The sequence below is a fragment of the Streptomyces sp. NPDC055632 genome, assembly GCF_053618675.1.
In genome coordinates this window covers 82,225-98,279 of sequence record NZ_JBSHHY010000004.1, presented here as the reverse complement: position 1 = coordinate 98,279, position 16,055 = coordinate 82,225, and the positions used below count along the sequence as shown (strand labels likewise).

Annotated in this window: 9 protein-coding genes; 2 read left to right on the top strand and 7 right to left on the bottom strand. The window is 72.0% G+C overall.

Annotated features, from left to right (window positions below):
- Positions 1-63 precede the first annotated feature (63 nt).
- The 7 genes from ACWGSR_RS07765 to ACWGSR_RS07735 all read right to left on the bottom strand — a co-directional run bounded on the left by ACWGSR_RS07765 (position 64) and on the right by ACWGSR_RS07735 (position 10,172).
- The gene (locus ACWGSR_RS07765) at positions 64-1,065 is read right to left on the bottom strand and encodes a sugar phosphate isomerase/epimerase family protein (RefSeq protein ID WP_453564418.1); all 1,002 of its coding nucleotides are present in this window, start codon (positions 1,063-1,065) and stop codon (positions 64-66) included.
- Between the two features lie 12 nt (positions 1,066-1,077).
- Complete coding sequence (locus tag ACWGSR_RS07760) at positions 1,078-2,325, bottom strand: Gfo/Idh/MocA family protein (protein ID WP_376239845.1); 1,248 nt, start codon at positions 2,323-2,325, stop codon at positions 1,078-1,080.
- Positions 2,326-2,461: 136 nt separating this feature from the next.
- Positions 2,462-3,499 carry a substrate-binding domain-containing protein gene (locus ACWGSR_RS07755; RefSeq protein WP_453564416.1) on the bottom strand — a complete coding sequence of 346 codons (1,038 nt, stop codon included), beginning with the start codon at positions 3,497-3,499 and terminating at the stop codon, positions 2,462-2,464.
- 45 nt (positions 3,500-3,544) lie between these two features.
- Complete coding sequence (locus ACWGSR_RS07750; RefSeq protein WP_453564414.1) at positions 3,545-4,576, bottom strand: ABC transporter permease; 1,032 nt, start codon at positions 4,574-4,576, stop codon at positions 3,545-3,547.
- Positions 4,573-6,096: a sugar ABC transporter ATP-binding protein gene (locus ACWGSR_RS07745; protein WP_453564411.1), complete on the bottom strand. Its 1,524-nt coding sequence runs from the start codon at positions 6,094-6,096 to the stop codon at positions 4,573-4,575. Before ACWGSR_RS07745 ends, ACWGSR_RS07750 begins: the two co-directional genes overlap by 4 nt.
- Before the next feature lie 334 nt (positions 6,097-6,430).
- Entirely contained in the window at positions 6,431-7,612 is a 1,182-nt protein-coding gene (locus tag ACWGSR_RS07740) for an ROK family transcriptional regulator (protein ID WP_365542302.1), read from the bottom strand.
- Positions 7,613-7,841: 229 nt separating this feature from the next.
- Entirely contained in the window at positions 7,842-10,172 is a 2,331-nt protein-coding gene (locus tag ACWGSR_RS07735) for a lectin (RefSeq protein ID WP_453564409.1), read from the bottom strand.
- 640 nt (positions 10,173-10,812) lie between these two features.
- Here ACWGSR_RS07735 and ACWGSR_RS07730 point away from each other — a divergent pair.
- Both ACWGSR_RS07730 and ACWGSR_RS07725 read left to right on the top strand, forming a co-directional pair.
- The gene (locus tag ACWGSR_RS07730) at positions 10,813-13,683 is read left to right on the top strand and encodes a PQQ-dependent sugar dehydrogenase (RefSeq protein WP_453564406.1); all 2,871 of its coding nucleotides are present in this window, start codon (positions 10,813-10,815) and stop codon (positions 13,681-13,683) included.
- Between the two features lie 50 nt (positions 13,684-13,733).
- Positions 13,734-15,524: a ThuA domain-containing protein gene (locus ACWGSR_RS07725; protein WP_453564404.1), complete on the top strand. Its 1,791-nt coding sequence runs from the start codon at positions 13,734-13,736 to the stop codon at positions 15,522-15,524.
- Positions 15,525-16,055 lie beyond the last annotated feature (531 nt).

The following is a 16,055-nucleotide window of genomic DNA, read 5'->3' as shown; positions in this document are numbered from 1 at the left end:
CGCCGGCTCATGGACGGCCCCTCCACCGGGGCGTGTCCTCCGGCTTCGGCCGGCGCTCGCGGTTCACGGCCCGGAGAAGGCGGCGTCGAAGGAGGCGGCCGGGGGGTCGAAGTCGTACCGCTTGAGGAAGGAGAGCGCCTCGGGGGCGCCGATGAGCCGGTCCATGCCGGCGTCCTCCCACTCCACGGAGACGGGCCCGGCGTAGCCGATCGAGCGGAGCATCCGGAAGACGTCCTCCCAGGGCACGTCGCCGTGGCCGGCGGAGACGAAGTCCCAGCCGCGCCGGGGATCGCCCCAGGGCAGGTGGGAGCCGAGCCGTCCGTTGCGCCCGTCGAGCCGCTTGCGGGCCTCCTTGCAGTCCACGTGGTAGATCCGGTCGCGGAAGTCCCACAGGAAGCCGACCGGGTCGAGGTCCTGCCACACGAAGTGGCTCGGGTCGAAGTTCAGGCCGAAGGCGGGACGCCGGCCGACCGCCTCCAGGGCCCGCCGGGTGGTCCAGTAGTCGTAGGCGATCTCGCTGGGGTGCACCTCGTGGGCGAAGCGCACGCCCTCGGCGTCGAAGACGTCGAGGATCGGGTTCCAGCGCTCCGCGAAGTCCTCGAAGCCGCGCTCGACCATGCGCTCGGGGACCGGCGGGAACATCGCCACCAGGTGCCAGATGGAGGAGCCGGTGAAGCCGACGACGGTGTCGACGCCGAGCGCCGCCGCCGCCCGCGCGGTGTCCGCGAGCTCGCGGGCCGCCCGCCGCCGCACCCCCTCGGCCTCGCCATCGCCCCAGATCCGGGCGGGCACGATCGCCCGGTGGCGCTCGTCGATCGGGTCGTCGCAGACGGCCTGCCCCACCAGGTGGTTGGAGATCGCCCAGCACTTCAGGCCGTACGCGTCGAGCAGCTCCCGCCTGCCCTTGACGTACGCCGGGTCGGCGAGGGCCCGGTCCACCTCGAAGTGGTCGCCCCAGCAGGCGAGTTCGAGGCCGTCGTAGCCGAAGTCGCGGGCGAGCCGGCAGACCTCCTCCAGGGGCAGGTCGGCCCACTGGCCGGTGAAGAGCGTGAAGGGTCGTGGCATGGGGTCTCCTCCTCAGACCTGTGCCTGCGCGCGCTCGGCCTCCGGTGCCGGAGCGAGCACGGGTACGGGTACGGGCGTGTAGACGGCGTTCCGCGCCGCGCTCTCCTCCACGGCGGCCAGGACCCGCTGGACCTGGAGGCCGTCGGCGAAGGAGGGCTCGGGGGCGGTGCCGGTCGCGACGGCGTGCACCAGGTCGCGGGCCTGGTGGGCGAAGGTGTGCTCGTAGCCGAGCGCGTGGCCGGGCGGCCACCAGCCCTCCAGGTAGGGGTGGCCGGGCTCGGTGACGAGGATGCGCCGGAAGCCGGCCGAGACGGCGGGCTCGGTGTGGTCGTGGAAGGACAGTTCGTTGAGCCGCTCCAGGTCGAAGGCGAGGGAGCCGCGCTCCCCGTTGATCTCCAGGCGCAGCGCGTTCTTGCGGCCGGCGGCCATCCGGGTCGCCTCGAAGGAGGCGAGCGCCCCGGAGGCGAGCCGCCCGGTGAACAGGGCCGCGTCGTCGACCGTGACCCGCCCGTGGCCGCCGCGGGCCGGCCCCGAGGAGAGGCCCGCGGCGGCTCCCGCGAGCAGTGGACGCTTCCGTACGAAGGTCTCGGTGAGCGCCGAGACCCCGACGAGCGGTTCGCCCGCCAGGTGCTGGGCGAGGTCGACGGCGTGCGCCCCCAGGTCCCCGAGCGCCCCCGACCCGGCGTGCTCGCGCTCCAGGCGCCAGGTCAGCGGGAAGTCGGGGTCGACCAGCCAGTCCTGGAGGTACGTGACGCGGACGTGCCGCAGGGCGCCGAGCCGGCCGTCCGCGACGAGCGTCCGGGCGTACGCGAGGGCCGGCACCCGGCGGTAGTTGAAGCCGACCATGGCGATCTGGCCCCGGGCGGCGGCGGCCTCGGCGGCGGCCGTCATCGCCTCGGCCTCGGCCACCGAGTTGGCGAGCGGCTTCTCGCACAGCACGTGCTTGCCGGCCTCCAGGGCGGCGATCGCGATCTCCGCGTGGCTGTCGCCCGGGGTGCAGACGTCCACGAGCTGGACGTCGTCGCGGGCGATCAGGGCGCGCCAGTCGGTCTCGGCCGCCGCCCAGCCGTGCCTCTCGGCCGCCGCGCGCACGGCCGCGGGGTTCCGGCCGGCCACCGCGGCGAGCACCGGCCTCAGTGGCAGGTCGAAGGCGCGGCCGGCCGTGCGCCAGCCCTGGGAGTGGGCGGCGCCCATGAAGGCGTAACCGATCAGGCCGACGCCGAGCGTCGGCGGGACCCTCTCGCTGTCGCTCTGTTCCATTGGTGTCCTCTCGCAGGCACCGGCCACGGCCGGTGGAGACGTCGGTTCCGTGGCGCGCCGGAAGCGGGGCCCCGCCCGGACGGGAGCGAAGGGCCGACGGACCGCAGGAGGTCCGCCCGGGCGGCGCTCGCGCCGGTCAGTTGAAGCCGGTGGGCAGGTACTCGTCGACGTTCTCCTTGGTGACGACGGCCGAGTAGAGGGTGATCGAGGCGGGGATCTCCAGTTCGGACATCCCGCCGATCCCCTTCTTCTGGCCGAGGGCGCGGGCGAGGTCGATCGCGGAGGCGGCCATGGTCGGCGGGTAGAGGACGGTGGCCTTGAGGACGCCGTCGTCGGCCTTGATGGCGTCCATGGCGGACTTGGCCCCGGCGCCGCCGACCATGAGGAAGTCCTTGCGGCCGGCCTGGGCGATCGCGCGGAGCGCGCCCACGCCCTGGTCGTCGTCGTGGTTCCAGAGGGCGTCGAACTTCTGCTGGGCCTGGAGCAGTTGGGCCATCTTGGCCTGGCCGGACTCGACGGTGAAGTCGGCGGCCTGGCGGGCGACCTTGCGGATGTTGGGGTAGTTCTTGAGGGCGTCGTCGAAGCCCTGGGTGCGCTGCTTGGTGAGCTCCAGGCTGTCCATGCCGGCGAGTTCGACGACGGTGGCGTCCGGCTTGTCCTTGAGCTGTTCGCCGATGAAGCGGCCGGCGTTGAGGCCCATGCCGTAGTTGTCGCCGCCGATCCAGCAGCGGTAGGCCTGCGGGGAGGCGAAGATCCGGTCGAGGTTGACGACGGGGATGCCGGCCCTCATGGCCTGGAGGCCGACCTGGGTGAGGGCCTTGCCGTCGGCGGGGAGGATGACGAGGACGTCGACCTTCTTGTTGACGAGCGTCTGGACCTGGCCGATCTGGGCGGCGGTGTCGTTGGAGCCCTCGGTGATCTCCAGGGTGACGTCGGAGTACGTCGCGGCGCGCCGCTTGGCGTTCTCGTTGATGGCGTTGAGCCAGCCGTGGTCGGCCTGCGGGCCGGCGAAGCCGATGGTGACGGGAGCGCCGGGCTTGCCGTCGGCGGCGGGCGCGGCGCTCCCGGCGGGCGCCTGTCCCTTGGGCTCGTTGCTGGTGCAGGCGGTGAGCAGGGCTCCGGCGGAGACGGCGGCGCCGCCGAGGAGGAGGTGTCTGCGGCTGGTTGCGGGCATGGCGGTGGATCCCTTCGAGCGGGGCGGGGCGGGGGTGCCGGGGTGTCAGGCGTCGCGGACGGCGCGGTGCTGGACGAGGACGGCGGCCACGATGATCGCGCCCTTGGCGATCTGCTGGACCGCGCTCTCCAGGTTGTTGAGGGCGAAGATGTTGGTGATCGTGGTGAAGACGAGGACGCCGAGGACGGAGCCGGCGATGGTGCCCCGGCCGCCGCTGAGGAGGGTGCCGCCGATGATGGCGGCGGCGATGGCGTCGAGCTCGTACAGATTGCCGTTGGTATTCTGGCCCGAGCCGGCGAGGACGATCAGCAGGAAGGCCGCGATGCCGCAGCACAGGCCGGAGAGCAGGTAGAGGTAGAGGCGCTGGCGGCGCACGTCGATGCCGGCGAGCCGGGCGGCCTCCGCGTTGCCGCCCACGGCCACCGTCCGGCGGCCGAAGGTGGTGCGGCCGAACAGGAACCAGCCCACGAGGGTGACGGCCGCGAAGACCAGGACGAGGGGTGGGATCCCGAGGACGTAGGCGTCCTTCACGCCGAGGTCGAGCACGGACTCGACGGTCACGATCTGGGTCCTGCCCTCGGTGATCTGGAGGGCGAGGCCGCGGGCGGAGGCGAACATCGCGAGGGTGGCGATGAAGGGGACCATCCCGCCGTACGCGATGAGGATGCCGTTCACCAGGCCGCAGCCGAGGCCGACGACCACCGCCGTGAAGAGGATGCCGGCGAACCCGTATTCCTGGGTCGCCACCGTCGTGGCCCAGACGGACGCCAGGGCCACGATGGCCCCGACCGACAGATCGATGCCGCCGCTCGTGATGACGAAGGTCATGCCGACGGTGACGACGCCGATGACGGAAGCCTGGGTCAGGACGAGTTGCAGGTTGCTCGCGGCCAGGAACTCGGCGGGCCGGGTGAGGCCGCCGACGATCACCAGGGCGGCCAGGACGCCGAGCAGGGACAGGTTGCGCACGTCCGGGCGCAGGCCCAGGGGCCGGCGTGCCGCGGTCTTCCCGCCCGGCGGGGGAGAGAGGGGTGTGACCGGCGCGTCGTGTCCCGCCGGAGTGGTCGACTGCGTCATGCCGTCGGGCTTCCTTCCATCACGAGGTCGAGTACGCGGTGCTCGTCGAGCTCCCGGGCGTCGGCGGTGTGCACGACGTCTCCTTCGCGCAGTACGAGGACGCGGTCGGCGAGTCCCAGCACCTCGGGCACCTCGCTGGACACGAGGAGGACGGCGAGGCCCTCGTCGGCGAGCCGCCGGACGACGGCGTACAGCTCGGCGCGGGCGCCGACGTCGACGCCCCGGGTCGGTTCGTCGAGGAGCAGGACCTTGCAGCCGCGCAGGAGCCAGCGGGCGAGCACCGCCTTCTGCTGGTTGCCGCCGGACAGGGTCCGGATCCGGGCGTCGGGGTCGTCGGGCCGCAGGGACAGCTCGCGGGTGACCCGCCGGGCGGCCTCCCGCTCCCGCCGCCGGTCGAGCCGGCCGCCGCGGGAGAAGCGGGAGAGGGTGGAGAGGGTGACGTTGTGGGTGACGGACTCCATCGGCAGCAGGGCCTGCGCCTTGCGTTCCTCGGGGGCGAGGCCGATGCCGGCGCGGACGGCCGCGCGGACGCTGCCCGGCCGCAGGGGGACCCCGTCGACGAGGACGCGCCCGCCGGTCGGCCTGCGCGCGCCGTAGACCGTCTCCAGGATCTCGGAGCGCCCCGATCCGACGAGCCCGGCGAGGCCGACGATCTCACCGGGACGCAGCTCCAGGTCGAGGGGGGTGAACTCCCCCTTGCGGCAGAGCCCTTCGACGCGCAGGACGGGCTCGGCCGCGGTGGCGGCCGTCCGCCGGGGACGCTCCGGGAAGACGTATTCGACGCTGCGGCCGGTCATCAGCGTGACGACCTCGTCGGTCGAGGTGGTCTTCGCGGGCAGTCCGCCCGCGACGGTCCGGCCGTCCTTGAGGACGGTGACCCGGTCGCCGATCCGGCGGATCTCCTCCAGGCGGTGGGAGATGTAGACGACGGCGACCCCCTCGGCGGTCAGGTCGCCGACGGTCCGGAACAGGTTGTCGACCTCCTCCGGGTCGAGGGCGGCGGACGGTTCGTCCATGACGATGAGGCGGACGTCGTGGGAGAGCGCGCGGGCCATGGAGACGATCTGCCGCTGGGCGGCGGACAGTTCACCGGCCCGGCGGGCGGGGTCGATCTCGCCGTGGCCGAGCCGTCCCAGCAGCCGTGCGGCGGCGGTGCGGGCGTCCCGTGTGCGGACGACGAAGCCCGCGGAGGTGGGCTCGTGGCCGAGGAAGACGTTCTCGGCGACGGACAGCCCCTCGACCAGGTCGAGTTCCTGGTAGATGGTGGCGATGCCGAGGCGCATGGCCGCGATCGGGGAGCCCGGCGTCACGTCCCGCCCGCACCAGGTGATCGTGCCCCCGTCCGGCTGGTGGGCGCCGGCGAGGACCTTGATCAGGGTGGACTTCCCGGCGCCGTTCTGGCCGAGGACGCAGTGGACCTCTCCGGCCCGGACCTCCAGGTCGACGCCGTCGAGGGCGCGCACTCCGGGAAACGACTTCGTGATGCCGGACATGGTGAGCAGGGGTGGTTCTGGTGCCATGACGATTCCTCGGCTGTTGCGGGCCGTGAGCTGACGGGGCGGCGCGAGAACGGGGGGGCGTGGCCGGGTGTTCCGACGGCGGTGCGGTGCCGCGGCTCCGCGCGGACGGCGCGGCCGCGGAGAGGTGGGCCGTACGGGGGGTGCGAACGGTATGAACGGTGCGGGGCCTACGGGTGGTGCGAGCGGTGCGGGAGGCGCGTGCGGCAGGTCGTACGGGTGTGCCCGGTGCCCGGCACCTCGCGGTGCTCACGTACTGGACACGTCGCGGTGTTCACGTACTGGGCACCTCGTGGTGCCGGTGTGCTCGGCACCTCGCGGTGCCCGCCGACCGGGATCAGGCCGGCGAGAACAGGTGGTCGCTGATGAGCCGGGCCGCGCCGGTCACACCGGCGGTCGAGCCCAGCTCGCCCAGGACGATGGGCAGGTTCCTGGTCGCGAGGGGGAGGGAGCGCCGGTAGACCTGGGTCCGCACGCTCGCGAGGAGCGTGTGCCCGAGTCCCGTCACCCCGCCTCCGATCACGACCATTCCCGGGTTGAAGAAGCTCACCAGGCCGGCGACGACCTGGCCGACCCGGTCACCGCCCGCCCGGATCAGGTCCAGGGCCGTGGCGTCCCCCGCCGCGGCGGCCGCGGAGACGTCCGCCGCGGTCAGCGCGCCGGCGGCCTCCAGACGGGCCGCGAGGGCGACCGAGCGTCCCTCGCGCGCCGCGTCCTCGGCGTCACGGGCGAGCGCCGCGCCGCCGAAGTGGGCCTCCAGGCACCCCCGGTTGCCGCAGCCGCAGGCCCGGCCCTCCGGATCGACCTGGATGTGCCCGATGTCGCCGGCGCTTCCCGTCGTTCCGCGGTGGACCTCTCCGCCGACGACGATGCCGCAGCCGATGCCGGTGCCGATCTTGACGTACAGGAAGTCGTTGACGGAACGGGCGACACCCGCGTGCTGCTCGCCCATGGCCATCAGGTTGGCGTCGTTGTCGACCATCACGGGGCACCCCAGGTCCTGGCTGAGCGCCTCCCGGACGGGGAACCCGTCCCATCCGGGCATGATCGGCGGAGCCACCGGGACGCCCTCGGGAAAACGGACGGGGCCCGGTACGCCGATGCCCGCGCCGTCGAGTCCGTCCGTGAGCCCCGACGCCTTGAGCTTCCCGACCATCGACAGGACCTGCTCGAAGACCGCGACGGGGCCCTCGCGCACGTCCATGGAGTGGTTGAGGTGCCCCAGGACCTCCAGTTCGGCGTTGGTCACCGCGACGTCGATCGAGGTCGCGCCGATGTCGACGCCGAGGAAGCGCAGACCGGGCGCGAGCCGGATGTTGTGCGAGCGGCGTCCGCCCCGGGAGGCGGCGAGGCCGTCCGCGACGACGAGGCCCGTCTCCAGGAGCCGGTCCACCTCGACCGCGAGCTTGGAGCGGGAGAGGTCGACCTGATCGCCGAGCTGAGCACGCGAGTTGGGGCCCCCGTCGCGCAACAGCCGCAGCAGGCGGGCCTGATGCGCGTTCGCGGGCCGGGCCGTCATGCGTCGCATGTCCCCTCCTCTCCTCTTCCGTGCTTCTTCCGTGCTTCGCTTTCGAGGGGAACGTAGCAGCGCTTCACCCGGAGGGGAAGAACTTGCGCACAGTTCCACTTCGACTTCTTCCACACTCAGGACAAAGGGAGAACGCGTGCGGGCCGTACGCCGTGGCGTACGGCCCGCACCACCCCGTTGTCACGTGAGGTCAGGCCACCTCACGTCACCTCACCTCACGTCAGGGAAGGGCCCATTTCTGGGCGCTCGTCCCGTTGCAGGTCCAGAGCTGGACCTTCGTGCCGTCGGCCGAGGTGCCGCCCGCGACGTCCAGGCACTTGGCGGACTGCGGGTTGCGCAGACTGCCGTCGGCCTGGGCCTGCCAGGTCTGGGCGCCCGATCCGTTGCAGGTCCAGAGCTGGACCTTCGTCCCGTCCGCCGAGCCGCCGTTGGAGACGTCCAGGCACTTGCCGAGCACCTTCAGGGCGCCGTCCCCGGCCACCGTCCACTGCTGGGCGCCGGTGCCGTTGCAGCCCCACACCTGGATCTTCGTGCCGTCCGCGGTCTGGGAGTTGTCGACGTCCAGGCACTTGTTGCCGAGCCCCCGCACCTCTCCCGTGGGCACCCCGCCGGCCAGCCGGTTCAGGGTGTACCAGGCCTCGGTGCTCCACAGGGACTCCCCGGTGGAGGAGCTGAAGGGGCGCGGCGAGCGGACGTGCACCACCCGGTCGGCCTTGAGGCCGGGAATGGCCAGGGTGACCGTCTTCCTGTCGGCGGAGAGGGCGGCCGACTGCGCGGTGAGCGTCTCCTCCCCGATCTTCGGGCCGCCGTAGTCGGCGGTCGGCGCGTAACGCCACTGCTTGATCTTGTAGCGCCCGGCCAGGTCGGTTGCGGTCTGCGTCGACAGCGGCTGGGTGTACTCCAGGGCGAAGCCGCCCGGCACGGCGCGCATGGCGCGGATGTCGAAGGCGTTGGCGCCGTTCGGTGCCAGCTTCTGCAGGCCGAAGGCGAGCTTGCCCTCCTGGCCCCAGTTGCCGCCCGCGCCGAGCCCGCCGGCGTACAGCGCGCCGTCCGGGCCGACGCTGATCCGGGTCACGCCCGCCTCCAGGCCCTGGGTGAGCCGGAAGACCGCGCCCTGGTACTCGCCGCCGACCTTCTCCAGGAAGCCGCGCTGCACGCCGCCGTACGTCACGTCGCCGAACAGCATCTGCCCGGCGAACGGGCCGTCGGTCAACTGGAGCGGTGTGCTGGGGGAGTTGCCTATCTCGTTCTGCGGCAGCCAGAGCACCGGTTTGGTCACCGGCCGGGAGTCGAAGGGGCCGGCCGGGTTCGTGTAGTGGTTGAAGAACCGGTCCTGCTTGATGTGCACCAGTTTCGACGAGGGCAGCCAGCCGCCCTGGTTGTCGGTGACGAAGATGCCGCCCTCGGGGCCCCAGCCGATGCCGTTCGGGGTGCGCAGGCCGCCGGCCACGTACGAGACCTCGCCGGTCTGCCGGTTCACCTTGACGGTGGTCCCGCGGTTCGGCGCCGGCTGCGGGTTCGTGGTCGCCCCGCCGTAGTTGATGGAGACCGAGAGGTTCAGGTAGAAGAAGCCGTCCTTGTAGAGGAGGCCGAAGGCGAACTCGTGGAAGTTGCCGCCGAAGGGCCAGGTCGCGACCCGCCGGTACTGGTCGGTGACCTCGTCTCCGTTGGTGTCGTTCAGCTCGGTCAGCTCGTGCTTCTGGGAGACGTAGAGCTTGCCGTCGACGTACTTGACGCCCATGGGCTCCTTGAGGCCCGATGCCACCTTCTTCACCGTCACCTTGTCGGGGCCGGTGTTCCCCGTGACGTTGCCGAGCAGGTAGACCTCGCCCGTGGTGTTGTTGCTGCCGCCCCAGGTGGTCACGGCCAGGCGGCCGTCCGGGAGCCAGTCCATCGCGGAGACCTGCGGCTCGAAGCCCTTGGGGCGCAGGTCGGTGAGGGTGTAGTTCGGGTGGACGCCGGTGAGCGGCAGGCCGTCGCCGGGCGTGTCCGCGATGCCCTCGCACTCCTTGCGGCCCGGCGCGGTCACGCGGACGACATCGGCGTCCGTGCTCAGGGCGGAATTCGGTACGACGGTGAAGCCGGTGGCGCCCGGCGGCTTCCAGGACAGCGTGATCTGCTGGCCGCCGTCGCGCTCGAAGTGCTCGATGCGCAGCGAGTGGGCGCCCGCCGTCAGGTTCACGGTCGTGTCCTTGGGGTCCGGACCGTGCAGTCCGTCGTGGTCGATCACCACCTGGTCGTCGATCAGGAGGCGGGAGCCGTCGTCGCTGGCGAGGCGGAGGGTGTAGCTGCCCGCCTGCGGGACCTGGAGGTTGCCGACGACGTGGGTGACGAAGTGGGTCTCCAGGCCGAAGTCGGCGGCCGTGGACCAGTTCACCACCGGCATCAGCTTGTCGATGTTGGGTGTCTGCCCCGGCTTCAGCACGCAAAGGTTGTTCAGCGGGACCTGTACGTCGAAGACGCGGAGCGTGACCCCGGGTGTCTGCGGGGGGAGCGCGGCGGCGGAGCGTCCCGCGAGGGTCGAACCGGACGCGACGGCACGGCCCTTCACGCGGACGGGCCTGTTCGTGTCGGAGGGGTCGTGCGCGGGGCCCCGGGAGACCGGGGCGGCCGGCGCGGTGGGGGAGGGGGGAGCGGCCGGGGAGGCCGGGGAGACCGACAGGGCGGTGGCCAGTAACGAGGTGATGAGCGCTCCGGCCAAGCGGCCGGCCGATCGGTGGGAGTACAGCCGTGGACGCACGTGACCTCCTGACGGCCCTTCAGGTCGTGAAGGGCTCGATCGGGCAAGTGGGGGATCCACCGCTGCCGGGACGCGTCGTCGTCCCGGGTACGGAGGCGCTGCGGGCGGGAGGGAGCGGGTCCGCACCGTCGCGTCGGACACAGTAGGGACTTCTCCCGGCACCGTCCATACTTTGTCCTGTACGCACGCAAAGTCACCGCGCCGCGGCGATCACCACTCCTTTCCCGCCCCCCGCGCCCCGGTGACGAGCACTTTGTCCCGCGCATGGAGAAAGTCGCGGAAACTGGCGCGCACCGGGTTACGGACTTCGACAAAGCCCGCTAACTTCCTTGAAACGAACCGGTCATGAGCTGCGGGCCGGTCCCTACGGCGTGACGGCGCACGCCCGTAGTCCCTCGGCAGCACACCGAGGCTGCCACCACCCCACCTCTGTCGGGAGACCTCTGTGCGCATGAGAACGCCCGGGCGCGGACGCGCCCGCTTCCTGCTGACCGCCGTGGCATGCACCCTCGGCTGTCTCTTGCCGGTGTCCCCGGCCAACTCCGCGCCCGCGCACCGGGACCACGGTGCCGGGAGCGAAGTCCCGTCCGCGGCCCCGGCCGCGGCCGCCCCCGAGTTCCAGCAGGTCACGCTGGCCAAGGGCGTGGCCGAGACGGGCGAGCCCATGACCCTGGCCGTGCTCCCGGACCGTTCGGTCCTGCACACCTCGCGCGACGGCACGCTCCGGCTGACCAATGCCGCGGGCACCACCACCGTGGCGGGCAAGCTCGACGTGTACAGCCACGACGAGGAGGGCCTGCAGGGCGTCGCGGCGGACCCGGGCTTCTCCTCCAACCGGCAGGTCTACCTCTACTACGCGCCCAAGCTCACCACTCCGGGCGGGGACGCCCCCGCGGACGGCACGGCCGCCGACTTCGCCCCCTACGACGGGGTCAACCGGCTGTCCCGGTTCGTCCTGAGGACCGACGGCACCCTGGACCTCGGCAGCGAGAAGAAGATCCTGGACGTGCCCGCCTCCCGCGGGCTGTGCTGCCACGTCGGCGGCGACATCGACTTCGACGCGGCCGGCAACCTCTACCTGTCGACCGGCGACGACAGCAACCCCTTCGCCTCGGACGGCTTCACCCCGATCGACGAACGGGCCGGCCGCAACCCCGCCTACGACGCCCAGCGCTCGGCCGGCAACACCAACGACCTGCGCGGCAAGGTCCTGCGCATCAAGGTGAACGCCGACGGCTCCTACGCGATCCCCGGCGGCAACCTCTTCGCGCCCGGCACCGCGAAGACCCGCCCCGAGATCTACGCCATGGGCTTCCGCAACCCCTTCCGGATGAGCGTCGACAAGGCCACCGGCACCGTCTACCTCGGCGACTACGGACCCGACTCGGGCACCGCCTCACCCGCCCGGGGACCGGAGGGCCAGGTCGAGTTCAACCGGATCACCAAGGCGGGCAACTTCGGCTGGCCGTACTGCACGGGCAAGAACAACGCCTACACGGACTACGACTTCGCCACCGGCACCTCGGGAGCGGTGTTCAACTGCGCCGCCCCGAAGAACACCTCCCCGCGCAACACCGGCCTCACCGACCTGCCGCCCGCCCAGCCCGCCTGGATCCCGTACAACGGCTCCTCCGTCCCCGAGTTCGGCGGCGGCTCGGAGTCGCCCATGGCCGGTCCCGTCTACCGCTACGACGCCGCCTCGACCTCCGACGTGAAGTTCCCCCAGGAGTACGACGGGGACTTCTTCGCCGGCGAGTTCGGCCGCCGCTGGATCAAACGGATCGAGGCCGCCGGCGACGGCACCGTGCAGTCGATCAACCCCTTCCCGTGGAGCGGCACCCAGGTGATGGACACGGCCTTCGGGCCGGACGGCGCCCTGTACGTCCTCGACTACGGCACCGGGTACTTCAACGGCGACGCGAACTCCGCCCTCTACCGGATCGAGCACGTCACGGGCGGCCGCGCCCCGGTCGCCCAGGCCCGGGCGAACGTTACCTCCGGCAAGGCACCGCTGGCCGTCTCCTTCTCGTCGGCCGGCACCTCCGACCCCGACGGCGACGTCCTCTCCTACGCCTGGACCTTCGGCGACGGCGCCACCTCCACCGCCGCCAACCCCTCCCACACCTACTCCACCAACGGCCAGTACACGGCCACCCTCAAGGCCACCGACACCACCGGCAGGTCGGCGACCGCCTCGGTCCTGATCACGGTCGGGAACACGGCCCCCACGGTCCGCCTCGACCTGCCCGCCGACGGGAGCGTCTACGACTTCGGCGCGGCGATCCCGTTCAAGGTGACCGTGACCGACCCCGAGGACGGCACGATCGACTGCTCCAAGGTGAAGGTCACCTTCATCGTCGGGCACGACAGCCACGGACACCCGCAGACCTCGGCCACCGGCTGCACCGGCACCCTGCGGACCCTCGCCGACGGGGAGCACGACCCCAACGCCAACATCTTCGGCGTCATCGACGCCGAGTACACCGACAAGGGCGCGAACGGCCAGCCCGCCCTGACCGCGCACGACCAGCACGTCACCCAGCCCAGCCACCGCCAGGCCGAGCACTACAGCGAGGCCTCGGGCGTCCAGGTCGTCACCCACACCCCCGCGCACGGCGGCAAGACCGTCGGATACGTCGAGAACGGCGACTGGATCGCCTTCCGGCCGTACGCCCTGGCGAACGCGGACCGGTTCACCGCCCGGGTCTCCTCGGCGGGGGCGGGCGGCACGATCGAGGTACGCGCCGGCTCGTCGACCGGCACCCTGCTCGGCACGGTCGCCGTACCGGTCACCGGCGGCTGGGAGACCTTCCAGGACGTGACCACCGCGCTCACCGACCGCCCGTCCGGCTCCACCACCCTGTACCTCGTCTTCAAGGGCGGCACCGGTTCGCTCTTCGACGTGGACGAGTTCTCCATCACGACCTCCGGCGGCGGCCCCCGCTCGGGCCCGGTGAGAGGCGTGAACGCCAAGTGCCTCGACGTCGACAACGCCGGCACCGCGGACGGCACGAAGATCCAGCTCTGGACCTGCAACAACAGCGCCGCCCAGAACTGGACGGTCCCCGGCGACGGCACGGTGAAGGCGCTCGGCAAGTGCCTGGACGTCTCGGGCGGCGGTTCGGCGGACGGCACGAAGGTCCAGCTGTGGACCTGCAACGGCACCGCCGCCCAGAGCTGGACGGCCCAGGCCGACGGCACCGTGCGCAACCCGCAGTCCGGCAAGTGCCTGGACGCCTCCGGAGGGGTCTGGAACGACGGGACGGCCGTCCACCTGTGGACCTGCCACACCGGAGCCAACCAGAAGTGGACCCTGCCGTAGCCCCGGCACCTCACAGCCCCACAGTCCCCAGACAAGGAGGCAACCGTTCCATGCGCACCCCTCTGAAAGCGGTTCTCGGCCTGCTGGCCGGTGCCGCGCTCTGCCTGACCCCCCAGGCGGCGGCCCAGGCCGCACCCCCGGGACACTCCGCCGCCACGACCGCCACGACCGCCACGACCGCCACGACCGGCACGACCGCCGAGGCACGCGCCGCGGCGGACCCGGCCTACAAGGTCCTCGTCTTCTCCAAGACGGCAGGTTTCCGGCACTCCTCGATCACACCGGGCATCGCGGCCCTGCGTGCCCTGGGCACGACGAACAACTTCACCGTCGACGCCACCGAGGACGCCCAGGCCTTCACTGCCGGCAACCTCGGCCAGTACAAGGCGATCGTCTTCCTGTCGACCACCGGCGACGTGCTGAACACCGCACAGCAGACCGCGTTCGAGCAGTACGTACGCGGCGGCGGCGGATACGTCGGCATCCACGCCGCCGCCGACACCGAGTACGACTGGCCCTTCTACGAGGGCCTGGCCGGAGCCCTCTTCCACTCGCACCCGGCCGTCCAGTCCGCCACCGTCAAGGTGGAGGACCGCGCGCACGACGCCACCGCCCACCTGGGTACCACCTGGCAGCGCACCGACGAGTGGTACAACTACCGCACCAACCCGCGCTCCACCGCCCACGTCCTGGCCTCGCTCGACGAGACCAGCTACTCCGGCGGGAACATGTCCGGCGACCACCCGATCGCCTGGTGCAAGGGATACGAGGGCGGCCGAGCCTTCTACACCGGAGGCGGCCACACCGACGAGTCGTACGCCGAACCCGCCTTCCGCCGGCACCTCCTGGGCGGAATCCGATGGGCCGCCGGCATGACCGAGGCCGACTGCCGCCCGGAGACCGGCTACACGTCCCTCTTCGACGGCTCGTCCACCACCGGCTGGCGACAGGCCGGTCCGGGCGGGTTCGCCCTCGCGGACGGCACGCTCACCTCCCAGGGCGGCCTCGGCATGTTGTGGTACTCCGCCAAGGAGTTCACCGGCGACTACTCCCTCAAGCTCGACTGGAAGGCCGCGGGCGACGACAACTCCGGCGTCTTCATCGGGTTCCCGGCCTCCGACGACCCGTGGTCCGCGGTCAACAACGGCTACGAGATCCAGATCGACGCCACCGACGCGGCCGACCGCACCACCGGAGCCGTCTACGGCTTCAAGTCCGCCGACATCGCCGCGCGCGACGCCGCGCTGAACCCGCCCGGCGAGTGGAACACGTACGAACTCCGGGTCACCGGCGAACGCCTGGAGATCTTCCTGAACGGCTCCAAGATCAACGACTTCACCAACACCGACCCGGCCCGGAGCCTGCGCCAGGGACACGTCGGCCTCCAGAACCACGGGACCGGCGACGACGTGTCCTTCCGCAACATCCGGATCAAGCAGAGCGGAGGACAGCCCGCCCCCCGCACGGGTGAGATCAAGGGGGTCAACGGCAAGTGCCTGGACGTCGACAATTCCCAGACCGCGGACGGCACGAAGATCCAGCTGTGGACGTGCAACGGCACGGGTGCGCAGAAGTGGACGGTCGGGGGCGACGGCACGGTGAAGGCGCTGGGCAAGTGCCTGGACGTCTCGGGTGGCGGTAGCGCGGACGGCACGAAGATCCAGCTGTGGACGTGCAACGGCACGGGTGCGCAGAAGTGGACGCCCCAGGCCGACGGCACGGTCCGCAACCCGCAGTCGGCCAAGTGCCTGGACGCCTCCGGAGGGGTCTGGAACGACGGGACGGCCGTCCACCTGTGGACCTGCCACACCGGAGCCAACCAGAAGTGGACCCTGCCCTGACCGGAGGCGTGACCCGGCCACCGAACCGATCTGCCCCGCCCGGCCGGCGGGGCCGATCGTCGGCTCCTCGCGTCCGACGGTTCGACGCCCGCCGTCATGAAGGAGGGACACCGGCGATCGTCGGGGCGAACAGCCCGGCGGGACCGACGCCGACGAAGCTGCCTGAAGGTCTCCACGGGCCGACAGGGGACGCGGCCGAGCCGGGGGTGGCGTCTGAAAGCCGGCACAGGCCGTGCTGGAGATGCACGGCGCGCGGGCGTTCTTTCGCGAGAACGCGTCCGTGCTGTGGAGAGCGGTCTCGGCGACAGCGGACAAAAGTACGGGTCCCCGGGCCGGGAAGGACCTGGCCCGGGGACCCGTTCACGAGATCGAGGGCGGGCTGCGGGACGGCCGTCCAGCCGCCGCGGGTGAAGGCGGTCCCGCTGTCCGGGGCGATGGTGCCCCGAACGCAGCTCCATGAACCGTCGGGGTGGGACACCCGGACAAGGCGGCTCGGTCCGACTCCCGCCGGCGGAGGTGTCCGATGCCGGA

Excerpts from the sequence above, each read along its gene's own strand:
- ACWGSR_RS07745 (WP_453564411.1), bottom strand. The coding sequence starts at position 6,096 with ATGGCACCAGAACCACCCCTGCTCACCATGTCCGGCATCACGAAGTCG.
- ACWGSR_RS07740 (WP_365542302.1), bottom strand. The coding sequence starts at position 7,612 with ATGACGGCCCGGCCCGCGAACGCGCATCAGGCCCGCCTGCTGCGGCTG.
- ACWGSR_RS07755 (WP_453564416.1), bottom strand. The coding sequence starts at position 3,499 with ATGCCCGCAACCAGCCGCAGACACCTCCTCCTCGGCGGCGCCGCCGTC.
- ACWGSR_RS07750 (WP_453564414.1), bottom strand. The coding sequence starts at position 4,576 with ATGACGCAGTCGACCACTCCGGCGGGACACGACGCGCCGGTCACACCC.
- ACWGSR_RS07730 (WP_453564406.1), top strand. The coding sequence starts at position 10,813 with ATGAGAACGCCCGGGCGCGGACGCGCCCGCTTCCTGCTGACCGCCGTG.
- ACWGSR_RS07725 (WP_453564404.1), top strand. The coding sequence starts at position 13,734 with ATGCGCACCCCTCTGAAAGCGGTTCTCGGCCTGCTGGCCGGTGCCGCG.
- ACWGSR_RS07760 (WP_376239845.1), bottom strand. The coding sequence starts at position 2,325 with ATGGAACAGAGCGACAGCGAGAGGGTCCCGCCGACGCTCGGCGTCGGC.
- ACWGSR_RS07765 (WP_453564418.1), bottom strand. The coding sequence starts at position 1,065 with ATGCCACGACCCTTCACGCTCTTCACCGGCCAGTGGGCCGACCTGCCC.